This is a genomic window from Actinobacillus indolicus (assembly GCF_004519515.1).
GTDB lineage: Bacteria > Pseudomonadota > Gammaproteobacteria > Enterobacterales > Pasteurellaceae > Glaesserella > Glaesserella indolica_A.
In genome coordinates this window covers 1,454,385-1,469,755 of record NZ_CP038145.1, presented here as the reverse complement: position 1 = coordinate 1,469,755, position 15,371 = coordinate 1,454,385, and the positions used below count along the sequence as shown (strand labels likewise).

General features: G+C 39.5%; 15 protein-coding genes. 4 read left to right on the top strand and 11 right to left on the bottom strand.

Going from position 1 to position 15,371, the window contains the following annotated elements; translation table 11 throughout:
- The first annotated feature begins 100 nt into the window (after nucleotides 1–100).
- The gene (locus EXH44_RS07310; protein ID WP_162856890.1) at nucleotides 101–862 is read left to right on the top strand and encodes a DeoR/GlpR family DNA-binding transcription regulator; all 762 of its coding nucleotides are present in this window, start codon (nucleotides 101–103) and stop codon (nucleotides 860–862) included.
- A gap of 86 nt (nucleotides 863–948) precedes the next feature.
- The gene (gene glmS, locus EXH44_RS07305) at nucleotides 949–2,781 is read left to right on the top strand and encodes a glutamine--fructose-6-phosphate transaminase (isomerizing) (protein ID WP_162856889.1); all 1,833 of its coding nucleotides are present in this window, start codon (nucleotides 949–951) and stop codon (nucleotides 2,779–2,781) included.
- A gap of 47 nt (nucleotides 2,782–2,828) precedes the next feature.
- Here the strand turns inward: glmS and hemB are convergent, their stop codons facing one another.
- The 4 genes from hemB to tatA all read right to left on the bottom strand — a co-directional run bounded on the left by hemB (nucleotide 2,829) and on the right by tatA (nucleotide 5,478).
- Nucleotides 2,829–3,848 (bottom strand): porphobilinogen synthase, encoded by a 1,020-nt coding sequence (gene hemB / locus EXH44_RS07300; protein WP_162856888.1) that lies wholly within the window; start codon nucleotides 3,846–3,848, stop codon nucleotides 2,829–2,831.
- A gap of 90 nt (nucleotides 3,849–3,938) precedes the next feature.
- Nucleotides 3,939–4,688 carry a twin-arginine translocase subunit TatC gene (gene tatC, locus EXH44_RS07295; RefSeq protein WP_162856887.1) on the bottom strand — a complete coding sequence of 250 codons (750 nt, stop codon included), beginning with the start codon at nucleotides 4,686–4,688 and terminating at the stop codon, nucleotides 3,939–3,941.
- Complete coding sequence (gene tatB / locus EXH44_RS07290) at nucleotides 4,678–5,250, bottom strand: Sec-independent protein translocase protein TatB (protein ID WP_162856886.1); 573 nt, start codon at nucleotides 5,248–5,250, stop codon at nucleotides 4,678–4,680. Before tatB ends, tatC begins: the two co-directional genes overlap by 11 nt.
- Nucleotides 5,251–5,253: 3 nt before the next feature.
- Nucleotides 5,254–5,478 (bottom strand): Sec-independent protein translocase subunit TatA, encoded by a 225-nt coding sequence (gene tatA, locus EXH44_RS07285; RefSeq protein WP_162856885.1) that lies wholly within the window; start codon nucleotides 5,476–5,478, stop codon nucleotides 5,254–5,256.
- 353 nt (nucleotides 5,479–5,831) lie between these two features.
- Between tatA and yidC the strand changes: the two genes are divergently transcribed.
- Nucleotides 5,832–7,472 (top strand): membrane protein insertase YidC, encoded by a 1,641-nt coding sequence (yidC, locus tag EXH44_RS07280; protein ID WP_162856883.1) that lies wholly within the window; start codon nucleotides 5,832–5,834, stop codon nucleotides 7,470–7,472.
- Nucleotides 7,473–7,569: 97 nt separating this feature from the next.
- Nucleotides 7,570–8,034 carry a YchJ family protein gene (locus tag EXH44_RS07275; protein ID WP_162856881.1) on the top strand — a complete coding sequence of 155 codons (465 nt, stop codon included), beginning with the start codon at nucleotides 7,570–7,572 and terminating at the stop codon, nucleotides 8,032–8,034.
- A gap of 216 nt (nucleotides 8,035–8,250) precedes the next feature.
- Here the strand turns inward: EXH44_RS07275 and EXH44_RS07270 are convergent, their stop codons facing one another.
- The 7 genes from EXH44_RS07270 to EXH44_RS07240 form a co-directional block, all read right to left on the bottom strand.
- Nucleotides 8,251–8,349, bottom strand: a complete 99-nt coding sequence (locus tag EXH44_RS07270) for a methionine/alanine import family NSS transporter small subunit (protein WP_135674110.1) — start codon at nucleotides 8,347–8,349, stop codon at nucleotides 8,251–8,253.
- Nucleotides 8,350–8,351: 2 nt separating this feature from the next.
- Nucleotides 8,352–9,806, bottom strand: a complete 1,455-nt coding sequence (locus EXH44_RS07265) for a sodium-dependent transporter (RefSeq protein WP_244238760.1) — start codon at nucleotides 9,804–9,806, stop codon at nucleotides 8,352–8,354.
- Nucleotides 9,807–10,125: 319 nt separating this feature from the next.
- Entirely contained in the window at nucleotides 10,126–11,148 is a 1,023-nt protein-coding gene (locus EXH44_RS07260) for a LacI family DNA-binding transcriptional regulator (protein WP_162856880.1), read from the bottom strand.
- A 67-nt stretch (nucleotides 11,149–11,215) separates the two neighbouring features.
- Nucleotides 11,216–12,658, bottom strand: coding sequence for a glycoside hydrolase family 32 protein (locus EXH44_RS07255; RefSeq protein WP_162856878.1), 1,443 nt, complete (start codon nucleotides 12,656–12,658; stop codon nucleotides 11,216–11,218).
- Between the two features lie 137 nt (nucleotides 12,659–12,795).
- Nucleotides 12,796–13,722 (bottom strand): aminoimidazole riboside kinase, encoded by a 927-nt coding sequence (locus EXH44_RS07250; protein ID WP_162856877.1) that lies wholly within the window; start codon nucleotides 13,720–13,722, stop codon nucleotides 12,796–12,798.
- Between the two features lie 146 nt (nucleotides 13,723–13,868).
- Complete coding sequence (locus EXH44_RS07245) at nucleotides 13,869–14,573, bottom strand: hypothetical protein (RefSeq protein ID WP_162856875.1); 705 nt, start codon at nucleotides 14,571–14,573, stop codon at nucleotides 13,869–13,871.
- A gap of 75 nt (nucleotides 14,574–14,648) precedes the next feature.
- Nucleotides 14,649–15,326, bottom strand: a complete 678-nt coding sequence (locus EXH44_RS07240; protein ID WP_162856873.1) for an apolipoprotein A1/A4/E family protein — start codon at nucleotides 15,324–15,326, stop codon at nucleotides 14,649–14,651.
- Nucleotides 15,327–15,371: the final 45 nt, after the last annotated feature.

The window sequence follows — 15,371 nt, the reverse complement described above, 5'->3', positions numbered from 1 at the left end:
AATCTGCTGAAAAAATCATAAACACTACTTTATTTTCCTATTTGACTCCCTTATAATGCACCAGTTTTTTTTTCGAAACGAAAGATAATTGGAGTAAAAAGTGTCAAAACGAAACACCCAGCAACGCCGTCAGATCATTGTCAATATCGTACAAGAACAAGGTGAAGTCAGTGTGGAGTCTTTAGCACAATTATTTGAAACATCAGAAGTCACGATTCGCAAGGATTTGACCGCCTTAGAAGAGAGCGGTTTTTTATTGCGTCGTTATGGTGGAGCAATTAAGTTGCCTTCAGAATTAATTGATGATTCACAAGAAAATCTTTCGAAACAAAAGTTAGCCATTGCCCATAGCGCTGCCAATCAAATTCGAGAACATAATCGAATTATCATTGATAGCGGTAGCACAACAGGGGCTTTAGTCAAAGCGTTACATCATTCAGGCTTAGTTGTTATGACCAACTCCCTTGCCTTAGCAAGTGAATTAACGACATTAGAATGTGAGCCAACGGTATTAATGACAGGTGGAACTTGGGACGCTCGTTCAGAATCCTTTCAAGGAAAGGTTGCAGAAAATGTGCTACGTTCCTATGATTTCGACCAGCTCTTTATCGGCGCAGACGGCTTAGATCTTGCGCGTGGCACAACCACTTTTAATGAATTGGTGGGTTTAAGTCAGGTGATGGCAGAAGTCTCAAGGGAAGTGGTTGTGCTGATTGAATCTCAAAAAATCGGACGCAAAATGCCTAACCTTGAATTGAAATGGCAACAAATTGATAAATTAATTACGGATGATCAACTTGATCCTGACGTAAAAATGCAGATTGAATCACTCGGGGTTGAAGTGATTATTGCAAAAAGTTAATGAAATCTGACCGCTTGTAAGGTGAGATTTGAGCTTATCCGATAGCTAAGCTATCCAATCAAACTTAAATATAGGAATGCAAATTTATGTGTGGAATTGTAGGTGCAGTAGCACAACGTGATGTCGCAGAAATCTTAGTCGATGGTTTACACCGTTTAGAATACCGTGGTTATGACTCGGCTGGTGTAGCAGTTTTAGGGAATGATCATAATTTACAAATCGTTCGCCGTGTGGGTAAAGTGAAATTCTTAGATGAAGCACTTGAAGCAAACCCGCTTTTAGGTGGAACAGGGATTGCGCATACTCGTTGGGCAACACATGGTGAGCCATCAGAAGTTAATGCACACCCACACCGTTCAGGCAAAATCGCCGTCGTTCATAACGGTATTATTGAGAACTACGAAGAACTTCGTACTGAACTACAACAACGTGGTTATGTGTTCCAATCTCAAACGGATACTGAAGTGATTGCACATTTAGTAGAATGGGAATTTCGTACAACACCAAACTTGCTTGATGCAGTAAGAAAAGCAGTCAAACAGCTTCGTGGAGCTTACGGAACAGTGGTCATGAACCAAGATGAGCCAGAGCATTTAGTCGTTGCTCGTTCAGGTAGCCCACTAGTGATCGGTTTAGGTGTTGGGGAAAATTTCCTTGCTTCCGACCCGCTTGCATTATTAAGTGTAACTCGCCGTTTTATCTACCTTGAAGAAGGTGATGTAGCAGAAATCACTCGTCGTACTGTCGATATTTATAACCGTGAAGGTGAAAAAGTAGAGCGTGAAGTTCACGAAGGTAACTTTGAATCCGATGCGGCGGATAAAGGTCAATATCGCCACTATATGCAAAAAGAGATTTTTGAACAGCCAGTAGCAATTATGAATACCTTAGAAGGACGTATTGCGAACGGTAAAGTAAACATTGAAGCGATCAGCAACAATGCCGAAGAGATCTTAAAGAAAGTTGAACACATTCAAATCGTTGCTTGTGGTACATCTTACAATGCGGGCATGGTGGCTCGTTACTGGTTTGAATCTATTGCTGGCGTGGCTTGTGATGTCGAAATCGCTTCTGAATTCCGTTACCGTAAATTTGTGACTCGCCCGAATAGTTTACTTGTTACTATTTCTCAATCGGGTGAAACGGCAGATACTTTAGCGGCATTACGTTTAGCCAAAGAATCTGGCTTTATGGCAGCAATGACCATTTGTAACGTGGCAAGTTCTTCCCTTGTGCGCGAATCTGACTTTGCCTTTATGACCCGTGCAGGTGTGGAAGTGGGCGTTGCTTCAACTAAAGCATTTACAACACAATTAACCTGTTTACTACTTTTAACGGCAGCATTAGGACGCTTAAAAGGCAATGTTTCTGCTGAACAAGAAACGGAAATTGTGAAATCTTTACAACGCTTACCTGCACAAATTGAAAGTGCATTAGTGTTTGATAAAGAGATTGAGAAATTATCAGAAGACTTTGCGGAGAAACATCATACACTCTTCTTAGGACGTGGTGAGTTCTATCCTATCGCAATGGAATCTGCATTGAAATTAAAAGAGATTTCTTATATTCACGCAGAAGCCTATGCGGCAGGTGAGTTAAAACACGGTCCTTTAGCGTTAATTGATGCGGATATGCCGGTTATTGTAGTTGCTCCGGAAAATGATTTACTTGAGAAAGTGAAATCAAATATTGAAGAAGTGCGTGCCCGTGGCGGTCAAATGTATGTCTTTGCTGATAGCGAAGCAGGATTTAGTAGCCAAGAAGGTTATACAGTATTAACCTTCCCGAAAGTAGATCACGTTACAGCACCAATTTTCTATGCAGTACCGTTACAACTACTTTCTTATCACGTTGCCTTAATTAAGGGAACAGATGTGGATCAGCCTCGTAACTTGGCGAAGTCAGTGACCGTAGAATAAAATAAATGCCCAAGGTGATAAGCCTTGGGCATTTAACTTTATGATGATTAATGTTTTTCTTGATATAACCACTCAGCCACTTGCTTCGCAAAATAGGTCAAAATCCCATCAGCCCCCGCACGTTTAAAACAAAGCAGTGATTCCATAATACACTCTTTTTCTTTTAACCAACCATTTTGAATCGCGGCCATATGCATCGCATATTCCCCTGATACTTGATAAGCAAAAGTCGGCACACCAAACGTCTCTTTTACACGGTAAACTAAATCCAAATAAGGCATACCAGGCTTGACCATTACCATATCAGCCCCTTCTTGAATATCAAGAGCGACTTCGTGCAGCCCTTCATTTCCATTTGCAGGATCAAGCTGATAGGTTTTCTTGTTACCACCTTTTAAGTTACCCGCAGAGCCGACCGCATCACGGAAAGGCCCATAATAGTTTGACGCATATTTCGCAGAATACGCCATAATTTGAGTATTGATAAAACCGTGAGCCTCAAGCGCTTGACGGATTGCACCAATACGGCCGTCCATCATATCACTTGGTGCGACAATATCTGCGCCTGCTTGTGCGTGAGACAGTGCTTGCTTCACTAGGACTTCAGTCGTAATGTCGTTTACCACATAACCGTCTTCATCAATAATGCCGTCTTGTCCGTGAGTCGTAAATGGGTCAAGCGCCACATCTGTAATCACGCCCAATTTCTCTCCAAAGGCTTGCTTTAACGCTCTTACTGCACGTTGTGCCAAACCGTCAGGATTATAAGCTTCTTCTGCCATCAGTGATTTTTTTGCATCGCCAACCACAGGGAAAAGCGCGATAGCTGGCACACCATATTTGACTAATAATTCCGCTTCAATCAGTAATTGATCTAAAGTTAAACGTTCAACACCAGGCATAGAAGGCACTTTTACACGTTGATTTTCACCTTCAATAATAAATACAGGGTAAATTAAATCACTCGCAGTTAAGGTATTTTCAGCAACTAGACGGCGGCTAAAATCGTGCTTGCGTAAACGGCGAGGACGGTGAGCTGGAAATGAAGTTGAAAGATATTGAGTCATATAAAATCCTATTTGCAAAAAATCTGAGAAATGTGACCGCTTGTTACGGTATCAAAATGAAATAAGGTGAGCATTAGCCCACCTTTTAGATTATTCCGATGTTGCTTGTTCTGCATCATCATCTTTAGGTTGATAAAAGCGGGAAACAATCACGCCAACTTCAAACAGTAAACACATTGGTACTGCGAGTAAGGTCTGTGAGAACATATCTGGTGGAGTAAGCAACATTCCAATCACAAATGCGCCCACAATGATATAAGGACGCTTCTCTTTTAAACTTTCAGGGGTCGTAACACCTGACCAACAGAGAAGAATAATCGCTACTGGCACTTCAAAACAAACCCCAAAAGCTAAGAAGATCGTAAGAATAAAATCTAAATAGCTATTGATGTCTGTTGCCATCACAACACCTTCTGGTGCTGTTGTTGTAAGAAATCCAAAAATCAAAGGAAATACAACATAATAAGCAAAGGCAACGCCCACATAAAACAGAAGAGAACTTGAAATCAGCAACGGATAAACCAAGCGTTTTTCATGTTTATACAAAGCAGGCGCAACAAATGCCCAAACTTGATATAAAATGTAAGGCACAGAAAGGAATACCGCCACAATCGCTGTTAATTTAATCGGTGTAAAAAACGGTGTGACAACATTCGTGGCAATCATCGTTGCCCCTTCTGGTAATCTCTCCGTCAGCGGATTTGAAAGTAACGTATAGATATCATTTGCCCAATAAACAAGGGCGCAAAACACCACTAAGATACAAATAACCGCTTTCAATAAGCGGTTACGTAATTCAATTAAATGGCTGATCAAGGGTTGAGATTCTTCAACTGACATTCTGTTTATCCTGTTTCGTTTTCGGCTCAACCGTCGCAAGATCATCATCTGGTGGATAATATGCCATCAATTTATCTTCATCTGCTTCTGCAAGTTCTGCAATTTTTTCCGCTGAGAGTGGTTGCTCATCAAGCGGTGCGTTTTGCCCCGTTTTTTGCAAATCTTGCTGAGTTTGTGCATTTGCTGAAAGTTGTTGGCTCTCTTGCTCGATTTTAGTTTGAATTTCATTCACTTGTTCTTGGGTTAGGCTCTCAATTTGCCCTTTTGCCGAGTCCAAGTTCGCTTGCATTTGTTGTGCAGATTGTTTGAGTTCTTCTACGGTTTTGCTCAATTCAGGGGATAGCTTACTTAAATTCAATTCTTCTGCTTTCTTAATGCTCTCTTGCAACTCTTGCAGTTTTAGCTCTTGAGAAAGCTCATTTTGAACATTTGCTGCTAACCCACGAATAGTGCGAACCCATCCCATTACCGTACGGATGGCAATCGGCAGGCGTTTGGGGCCGAGTACGACTAGGCCCACAACAAACACCAACACTAATTCAGAAAAACCAATATCAAACACGGATTATGCCTGCTCTTTGTCTTTTGCTTTTTGTTCAGCTGATTCAGCTTGTTTTTGCTCAACTTTTTCAAATTCAGCATCTTTCGCTTTATCATCATTCATTGCTTTTTTAAAGCCTTTCACTGATTCACCTAAGTCTGAACCTAGATTACGCAATTTCTTTGTTCCGAATAATAAAACGACAAGTAAAACGATAATGGCTAATTGCCAAATGCTAATACCACCCATTGTGTGTACCCTCTTAAAAAATAAATAAATGGAAAGTGTGTCGATTATACGAGTTTTCACTGATGAAAACACGAATTTTGTCGAATTTCTTTATAAGAAAAGGAAGTAAATCTTCAAAATGCGTGATAGTTCACACTATTTCACTTCAGCGTTCATTTTCTCCGCAATAAAAATTGACTATTTTGCAACCAAATTGTTCTAATTCCCTAAATGATTGCTATACTTTTTTATAAAATTCATGAAAATCCAATGACTATCTTGTAAAAGGCATTGGAGAGTTGAATAACCTATATTAAAATGCACGCTTTTCATAGTGAGATTTTCTCACTCCACTTTAACTTAGAGAACTAAAAATGAATTCAAACCGTAGTTTACTGATTATGGGTTTGTTGCTTGTTTCGTTCTTGATTTTTACGCAATGGCAACAGGATTACAATCCTGAAATCCAAGCGCAAAAACAAGCGATGGCTCAAGCACAAACGCAACAAGTTGCAAATCAATCGGGCGATGTCCCATCTTCAACCAATGCTGCATCGATCAATGATCAATCAACTAAAGGTAAAACCATCACGATTGAAACCGATGTATTACGTTTAACCGTAGATACATTAGGCGGTGATGTTGTTGATTCTGACTTGTTAAAATACAACGCAGAGTTAAACTCAAATACGCCGTTTGCGTTATTACAAAGCAACGACAAAGTCCTTTATGTTGCACAAAGTGGCTTAGTGGGTAAAAACGGTATTGATACCAATGCAGGTCGTGCACAATACCAAACAACCGCCGACAAATTTGCTTTAGCAGAAGGTCAAAACGAAATTGCCGTGCCATTAACATTTGAAAAAGATGGCGTCACTTATACCAAAACCTTTACGCTAAAACGCGGTAGCTACGATGTTGCAGTAAACTACACCATCAAAAATAGCTCAGCAGAAACCGTAGAAGTTCAACCTTACGGACAACTTAAACACTCTTTAGTGGAAAGCTCAGGCAACTTAGCGATGCCAACTTACACGGGTGGTGCTTATTCTTCATCTGAAGTGAACTATAAAAAATACAGTTTTGAAGAAATGGCAAAAGCTAACCTTTCTGTTGATACCAAAGCAGGCTGGGCAGCTATTTTACAACACTACTTCGTATCGGCTTGGATTCCAAATCAAGATGCGGAAAATAACCTTTATACTCGTACTGCAAACGGTGTAGGCACTATCGGCTATCGTGGTCCAGTGACACAAGTTGCACCAAATAGCGAAGCGACAATTACCAGCCATTTATGGACAGGTCCAAAAGATCAAGCAGCAATGGCGCAAGCAGCAAATAACTTTGATTTAACCGTCGATTACGGTTGGGCATGGTTTATTGCAAAACCACTTTTCTGGTTACTTACCTTTATTCAAAGTATCGTAACGAACTGGGGCTTAGCAATTATCGGTGTCACCATTGTGGTAAAAACGATTCTTTACCCATTAACCAAAGCTCAATATACCTCAATGGCAAAAATGCGTATGTTACAGCCACGTATTCAAGAAATGCGTGAACGTTTCGGCGACGACCGTCAGCGTATGAGCCAAGAGATGATGAAACTGTATAAAGAAGAAAAAGTGAACCCAATGGGCGGTTGCTTACCAATTCTTCTTCAAATGCCAATTTTCATCGCATTGTATTGGACCTTTATGGAAGCCGTTGAATTACGCCACGCACCTTTCTTTGGCTGGATTCAAGACTTATCGGCACAAGACCCATACTACATTCTTCCATTATTAATGGGTGGTTCAATGTACTTGTTGCAAAAAATGTCACCAACACCAATCGCAGACCCAATGCAACAAAAAGTGATGAACTTTATGCCAGTTATCTTCACCGTATTCTTCTTATGGTTCCCATCTGGCTTAGTGCTTTACTGGTTAACATCAAACTTAATTACGATTGCACAACAATGGTTGATTTATCGTAACTTAGAGAAAAAAGGCTTACACACTCGTGTAAAAAAATAAACTCAGTAAATTAATCTGATATAGGGGCGAACCAATGTGTTCGCCCTTTTAATAGAAACAAGCGGTCACTTTTCTTTAATTTTTTACAAATCAAACTATGTCATCACTTTGCCCTTGCCAATCAAATCAACCTTATCATCAATGCTGCCAGCCTTTTCATCTAGGTGAGCAGTTACCTGCAACTGCTGAACAGCTTATGCGCTCACGCTATTCGGCTTATACGCAAGTCAACATTGATTATATTGAGCAAACGACCGTCCCTAGCCAGCAGAAGTTACTTGATCAAATGGCAATGAAAAACTGGGGCGAAAGTACACACTGGGCTGGGTTAGACATTGTGGCTCATAAACCCAATATCAGTAAAATTCATAGCACGGTTGAATTTAAAGCTTATTTCAACACGCCAGAAGGAGCGCAAGCTCACCACGAGCTATCACTTTTTGTCAAAATTGATGGGCGTTGGTATTTTGTTGATCCGACAGTTCCATTGCCAACAATGAAACAACCTTGTATTTGTGGTTCAGGAAAGAAATTTAAACATTGTTGTGGGGTGCTGATTTAATACGAGATTGGTATTGAATTGACATTGCTGATAAATCTATTGCTACTGTTTATGTTCAACTTTTCTTACTCGAATAATACAGTGTGTAGATAAGAATAAGGCTTAAAGCTTTGTATAATAAAGCTTTAAGCCATTCTAATAACTATTTTGTATTACATCAAAACTAACCGTTGATATAATTATTACAAGCGGTCACTTTTTTCGTATTTTTTACAATTATTTCTCTTCTTTCGGGAGACGTTTAATTGCGTAAACTAATCCACCCCAAATAATGACAAGAGCGACACACATCATTGTAATTGCAATAGAGCTCATCTTTATTCTCCTTTATGTTCAGCTAAAGTTTCGTCTTTCCATTTCAAACGAGAAAGGAAGAACGCAACAACCATTAAACTGATCGACATACCCCAGCCAAATGTATTTACAAACCAGCTTGGATAGCCCTCATAACCTTCAGATAGTACTTTAGCGCCTTCACTAAATAACATGAATGCAAGTACGCCTGTGGTGAGAACGATACATAAACGCCATAGGAAGCCGACTTTGAATGAAGAAGTTTCATTTAAGTGATTGCCTAAGGTACTTAATTTTTCATCTGTCACAATAACAACGAGAGACACAAATGCAACAGCGACGATACCAAAATAGTTCACAAATTTATCAAGTACATCCAACATTGGTAAGCCAGTTGTGGTTCCAAATAAAACGACAGAGACGAACATCATTGGAATACCAACAATAAAGGTCACTTTTGAACGGCTGACACGTAATTTATCTTGAACAGCAGAAATAATGACTTCAATAACGGAGATAAAGGATGTTAATGCTGCAAAAGTTAATGAGCCGAAGAAAAGTACACCGACAAGTTCACCAAATGGTGCTTGGTTAATGATGGTTGGGAATGCAAAGAACGCAAGACCAATACCACCTTTCGCGACTTCACTTACCTCTTGACCTGCAGCAGTCGCCATAAAGCCAAGAGCTGCGAATACGCCGATACCTGCTAACACTTCGAAACTACTGTTTGCAAAGCCTACAACTAAACCACTACCCGTTAAGTCAGAATCTTTCTTCAAGTATGATGCATAAGTGATCATAATCCCGAAACAGATAGAGAGTGAGAAAAAGATTTGTCCATAAGCGGCAATCCACACACTTGGATCAGATAGTTTAGACCAGTTTGGTGTAAATAATGCATCTAAGCCTTTTGCAGCACCTGGTAAGAATAGGGAGTAAACCACAAGTACCACAAACATCACCACTAATAGTGGCATTAAAATCCCAGATGATTTTGCAATCCCCTTTTGAATACCTAGAGCTAAAATACCTAAAGCAATTAGCCATACAGCAATTAATGGACCCGTTACCATACCAACAAATTCAAAACTGATACCTTGATTGATATCGCCCATTTTTAGGAATTCGCCAATAAAGAAGTCGATCGGTTTATCACCCCAAGCGCCATTAATGGAGAAGAAAGTGTAACTTGCAGCCCAACCAAGAACAACGGCATAATAAATTCCGATAATGACATTAACTAATACTTGCCACCAGCCGAATGTTTCAAAGTTACGATTGAAACGACGATAAGAGAGTGGCGCACCACCACGGTGACGGTGACCAATGGCATAATCTAAGAAGAGTAATGGAATACCAGCGGTTAAAAGCGCAATGATATAAGGGATGATGAACGCACCACCACCATTTTCATAAGTAACATAAGGAAAACGCCAAATATTTCCTAATCCAACAGCAGAACCGATGGCTGCCATAATAAATGCACTACGACCAGAGAAGGTTTCTCTAGGGGCATTAGATTTCACACTAGACACGGTAAATACCTCAAAAAAATGTAATTAAACAAAAATTTAAAACGAGCAATACTCGTAGGTTTTGCAATATGCCTAAGAAATACTAAAAAGTAAAGGCTGGAAATGTTGTATGAGGTGGGTAATTGGTGTTTTTGGTAGATTAAAAAACTACTTGCATGTGTGTTTAATAGTTCTTTAATCTAAATTAATTGAGTTTTTAGAGGTTTATCTGTTTTGTGAGATGGCTATTTAGCACAAGAATTTTTTTAAATAAAAGTTGTTAATCTCTCCAACGGATTTGGCATTCAACTTTTATATTCTCGGGCAATTTTCCTTGTAGCTTTCTTCTGATTAATGAAAAAGTTTGTTGGGCTATTTGCTCATGGTTTTGTTTGATAGAGTGAATATGAAAAGGCAACGCGTTTAATAAATTATGATCATCAAACGTCGCTAAGTGTAATTTTTTCTCAAGTAATTTATCCATTTGATCATGTTCAGTAAGATAACGTAACACACCTTCTAATATTGTATAAGAAGCAGTAAAAACGGCTTCGGGCAAACGACCTAAATGTTTAACAAGATCTTCCATTAATTGGTAGCCAGATTCTGATTGGAAATCTTTATGTCGAACCCAATCATTTTTTTCTGCAAGATTAGCTTGTTTTAGCCCTTGTCGGAATCCATTTAAGCGCGATTGACTTGGGGAGAGCGAAAGCTGCCCACCGAAATAAAAATATTCTTTAAGTTGATAGCGTTGAACGGTTAATGCGACTAACTCTGCAATTTTATCGGTATCAGCACTAATCACATAGCCAAGATCAAGGTTTGGAACATAGCGATCGAGTTGTAATACTAAGGTATGTTTAAGGACGGATTTATAATATTTAGGGTCTTGGTGAGTTGGCGCGGTAATTAACAGATCAATTTGGCGGTCAAGCAAACGGTCGATAGCTTGTTTTTCTTGCTGAGGATTGTCATCAGAGCAAGCAATCACTAACTGTAAACCATTCTCTCTACACAGTTTCTCTAAAGTCTTTGCGGTAGAGGCGAAACCATAGTTTGTCAAATCAGGAATGACAAGCCCAATAACATTGGTTCTACGCATTTTGAGTGCTTTTGCATGGACATTGGCTCGGTAACCATATTGTTTTGCAATATGCTCTACTTTCTCGCGTGTTTCTGGCTTAATTCTAAATTGTTCTGATTGTCCATTTAATACCATGCTGGCCGTTGTTTTAGAAACGCCAGCAAGTGTTGCAATGTCATTTAGCGTTAATCGCTTCCCTTGAGTTTTAATATCCATATTTTCTCCTTTTAAAATAAAATGGGGGATGTTTATTATTTGTGGTATACCCCCAAATCAATAGATGCTATTTTTCGCAAATTTTAGCGACAGTTGCAACCTGAATTTCAATATTTCTTGATGTTTCTAAACAATTTACTCGTCCTTCAATAAAGAAACGAGAAGTCATCGCTTTTTCACCATCATTGAGGAAAATCTCTACCACAGAACGGTCAAAGAAGATCTCTACATTTTCCAATTTTTCGACTTCACAATGGCGTTGTTCACCAAATTGCTTCATTAGATCCGTTTGCTCTGTCGCTGAACGATCTAAGGTAACTCGCCCATTTTCATAACGGAAAGTCAGATTTTGCCCCTGCTCGTTATCAAAGAAACGGATTACAAGCGGTTGATTTTCCACATTAAATTGCAAATATGCGGTATCTAGGTTTTCTACTTCCGTAATCCCGTTCACACTCAACGACACTTTATTCTGCAATTGTGCGTAAATCTCTTTGACTGGCTGTTGGAAAATTTTACCCTGTTTAACGGAAAGCTGGCGAGGCATTGTCAGCATAGAGTGCCATTTATACTTATCCGTTGGATAAGTCAAATCTGGCAAGCCAACCCAACCATATAAAATTCCTTCTGCGTTCTGTACTGTCTGCGGTGCATAAAAATCAAAGCCATAATCTAGCTCTTCAATATGTTCTGCTGTCAGCGTTGCACCCGTTAATTGACCTAACGCATAGGTGGCGTGGTAATTATTTTGGAAACGTGTCGCTTCACGCAATTTACCCTGTGGCGACCAGACGAACAGATCTTTATCCGCCAATTTGAACAAATCGGGGCATTCCCACATAAATACGTTGCTGTTATCAAAATCATTAATCGCAATTTCAGAGAGTAAGCGTGGGGTAGCTTCTAGGTTATCCATTTCATAGAGCAAGCCCGTGCCTGTTAGGTTTTCACGTTGAGCACCTAATACAAAACGGATTTTTCCCTCTGCGGTAACAAAAGGTTTTGGATCACGAACGTGCTCCGTATAGCCTTGGGGGGCTTGGTCGATAATACAACGCTTCTCAAGCAATTTGCCCGATTTATCAAAAATAGCGATATTTTGATGTGGCACACGCTGATTATCGCTCGCTCGACGCGTATTGCCCGTATAGAACGCAACAATCTTATCTTGCCATAAAATCGCCCCACCCGAATAACAGCCGTGGGATTCAAACATCTCATCAGGAATAAGCAGATCAGCTTCAGTAAATGTTTGGAAATCCTTTGTCATCAGATGTTTCCAATGTTTCATTCCGTGCAACGCATCGTAAGGAAACCATTGATAAAAAATATGATATTTTTCACCGTCAAAAATTAAGCCATTTGGATCGTTGAGCAATCCCGTTGGCGGTGCGAGATGGTAGGTTGGGCGGAAATCCTGATCCTGTTCAACCGCTTGACGAACTGCATCGAGTTCACCCACTTCTTGAGCGTGCAGGCTTTTGTATTTACCTTGATTGGAAATGTGCATAGTATTTTCCTCCTGTGAGGTTTAGTTCCCTCTCCAGTAGGCGAGAGAGGGGGGAGAAAATCCGTAGGATTTTCGGAGGGAGAGGGCTTGCAAATATTTAGAGAAATCTAACCGCTTGTTGCTCTCTCAGATATATATTATTCTTTTAAAAACGCCTCTAACTCAGCCTTATTTGGCAGAGCAGACATAGCCCCTTTTGCCGTTGTTGCTAAAGCACCAGACGCATTCGCCTTGCGGATCACTTCAACTAATACCGCATCACTCTCTTTCCAGTTTGACACTTGCGATAAACCAGCTAACAAACCGCTCACAAAGGCATCGCCAGCCCCAGTGGTATCTACCGGTTTTAAAGCTTTACCGGCAACAACTTGGCTCTTACCGTTTAAGTGATAAATCGCTCCATCTTTACCTAAAGTGATAATAATCAGCTTCTCTGGATAAAGTGAAGTAACCGCTTTCGTTGCATCCTCAAGATTTGTCGTATTAGTCAATAAGGTCAATTCTTCTTCAGAGAATTTCAACACGTCCGCCATTGCCACGACACTATTCACCACTTTTTTCATTTCATCAAGGCTTGACCAAAGTGATTCACGCAAATTTGGATCAAACGACACAAATCCGCCCGCTTGTTTGACACGACGAATAGCTTCAATCGTAGTAGAACGTGAAGGATCATTGATCAATGCAATCGAACAGCAGTGTAACCATTCACCTTGTTGGAAATTTGGCAGATCATTGACCTCTAAGAACTGATCCGCACTTGGATTTACCATAAAGGTAAAACTACGCTCACCTTGATCCAACCCAACAATTACTGTCGAAGTACGCTGTTGTGGATCAAGTATCATCTGTTCGGTTGAAACCTTTTCTGCTTGCAAGGTTTGTTGCATAAACTTACCCAGTGGGTCATTGCCCACACGCCCGATAAATCCGGTCTCAACTCCTAAACGAGAAACTCCGACTGCAACATTCGCAGGCGCACCACCGGCACAACGTAAATAATGATTGTCGCCATCCGGAATTAAATCGACAACGGCATCACCTAACACCCAAATTTTGCTCATAAATCAACCTTTCAAAGTCTAAAAATAATCTTGTGCATAGTAGCTAAAACGGTTTAGTTTTGCAATTTTATAAAGAGTTTCTAATAAAATTTTGAATATAAAAAATGCCAATATATCAATATTGGCATTTATAAGTATGTAAAATATTATTTTGTTTCAGGTGCTTTTTCAGCCTCTTTGATTTCTGTCACAGCTTCTTTTACCGACTCAACTTTTTCGGTAACTGCTTGTTTTATCGTTTCAATCGTTTCAGAAGTTTTATCTTGTTTAGTGTCGCTAGTTGGCGCTTTATTCTCAGTAATAGAGTCTTTAACTTCTTTCACTTTTTCAGTGACTTTTTCTTCCACTGATTTTAATGCGTTTTTACTATCTGCTTTTAAATCTGTTGCGACACCTTGAACGACTTTTCCAAAGCTATCCATCTTTTCTGCGATAGCTGCTTTGGCTTCAGTCATTGAAGATCCTAGGCTTTCTTTAACAGAATTCCATTTTTCTTCATAAACTTTTGTAGCTTCAGCAATACGACCTTCTACTGAATTTTTCATTTCAGTTACTTTAGCTTCAGCTTCTGCAATTTTACTTTCTGCATTTTTTTGAATTTCAGCAATCTTAGCATCTGCCTGTTTCTGTGCTTCTGCTACTTTTTCATCTGCGGATTTCAGTGCTGTTGCAATTTTTTCTTGCGCTTGTTTCTCAGCTAAAGCAACTTTTTCATCCGCTTGTTTTTGCACTTCAGCTAATTGAGCTTGAGATGCTTTTAAATCTGCTTCAAGTTTTGCTTTACCATTATCACAAGCATTAAGGGTAAAGACTGAGCCTAAAACTAAAAGGGATAATAGAGATTTTTTCATGAGATTTCCTCCATGCTGTTCTTGATATAAAAAAAGCACAGAATATACTGTGCCTATTTATTATACTAAAAGAGATTACTTAGTTTCTACTGCAGATTTCACTTCTTCAACTTTTGTTTCTACAGCTTTTTTAACTTCTTCAACTTTAGTTGTTGCTGCATCTTTTGCTTCTGCTGCAGTATTCGTTACTACTTGTTTAGCTTCTTCAACTTTAGCTGTTGCTGCATCTTTTGCTTCTGTTGCAGTATTTGTTACTGCTTGTTTAGCTTCTTCAACTTTAGCTGTTGCTGCATCTTTTGCTTCTGTTGCAGTATTTGTTACTGCTTGTTTAGCTTCTTCAACTTTAGCTGTTGCTGCATCTTTTGCTTCTGTTACAGTATTCGTTACTGTTTGTTTAGCTTCTTCAACTTTAGCTGTTGCTGCATCTTTTGCTTCAGCTACAGTATTCGCTACCGCTTGTTTAGCTTGTTCAACTTTGGTTGCTGCTGCATCTTTAGCTTCAGTAACAGCGTTTGTTACTGCTTGTTTAGCTTCCTCAGCTTTAGCTACAACTGCTTCTTTTGTTTCTGTCGCTGCTTTTGATACAGCATCTTTTGCTTCTTCTGTTTTTGCTGCGACAGTATCTTTCACTTCAGTTGCTGTTGCTTGTGCAGATTCTTTAACTTCTGCTGCTTTTTCTTTTGCTTGATCACAAGCAGCTAAAGAAATTGTTGCTACACCTAATACTAAAGCCGTTAATAATGATTTTTTCATGTAAACTTTCCTATAAAAGTAAGAATAAAAAGACGCTCTACATTG

Excerpts from the sequence above, each read along its gene's own strand:
- glmS (WP_162856889.1), top strand. The coding sequence starts at position 949 with ATGTGTGGAATTGTAGGTGCAGTAGCACAACGTGATGTCGCAGAAATC.
- hemB (WP_162856888.1), bottom strand. The coding sequence starts at position 3,848 with ATGACTCAATATCTTTCAACTTCATTTCCAGCTCACCGTCCTCGCCGT.
- tatC (WP_162856887.1), bottom strand. The coding sequence starts at position 4,688 with ATGTCAGTTGAAGAATCTCAACCCTTGATCAGCCATTTAATTGAATTA.
- tatA (WP_162856885.1), bottom strand. The coding sequence starts at position 5,478 with ATGGGTGGTATTAGCATTTGGCAATTAGCCATTATCGTTTTACTTGTC.
- yidC (WP_162856883.1), top strand. The coding sequence starts at position 5,832 with ATGAATTCAAACCGTAGTTTACTGATTATGGGTTTGTTGCTTGTTTCG.
- EXH44_RS07275 (WP_162856881.1), top strand. The coding sequence starts at position 7,570 with ATGTCATCACTTTGCCCTTGCCAATCAAATCAACCTTATCATCAATGC.
- EXH44_RS07270 (WP_135674110.1), bottom strand. The coding sequence starts at position 8,349 with ATGAGCTCTATTGCAATTACAATGATGTGTGTCGCTCTTGTCATTATT.
- EXH44_RS07265 (WP_244238760.1), bottom strand. The coding sequence starts at position 9,806 with ATGGCAGCCATCGGTTCTGCTGTTGGATTAGGAAATATTTGGCGTTTT.
- EXH44_RS07260 (WP_162856880.1), bottom strand. The coding sequence starts at position 11,148 with ATGGATATTAAAACTCAAGGGAAGCGATTAACGCTAAATGACATTGCA.
- EXH44_RS07255 (WP_162856878.1), bottom strand. The coding sequence starts at position 12,658 with ATGCACATTTCCAATCAAGGTAAATACAAAAGCCTGCACGCTCAAGAA.
- EXH44_RS07250 (WP_162856877.1), bottom strand. The coding sequence starts at position 13,722 with ATGAGCAAAATTTGGGTGTTAGGTGATGCCGTTGTCGATTTAATTCCG.
- EXH44_RS07245 (WP_162856875.1), bottom strand. The coding sequence starts at position 14,573 with ATGAAAAAATCTCTATTATCCCTTTTAGTTTTAGGCTCAGTCTTTACC.
- EXH44_RS07240 (WP_162856873.1), bottom strand. The coding sequence starts at position 15,326 with ATGAAAAAATCATTATTAACGGCTTTAGTATTAGGTGTAGCAACAATT.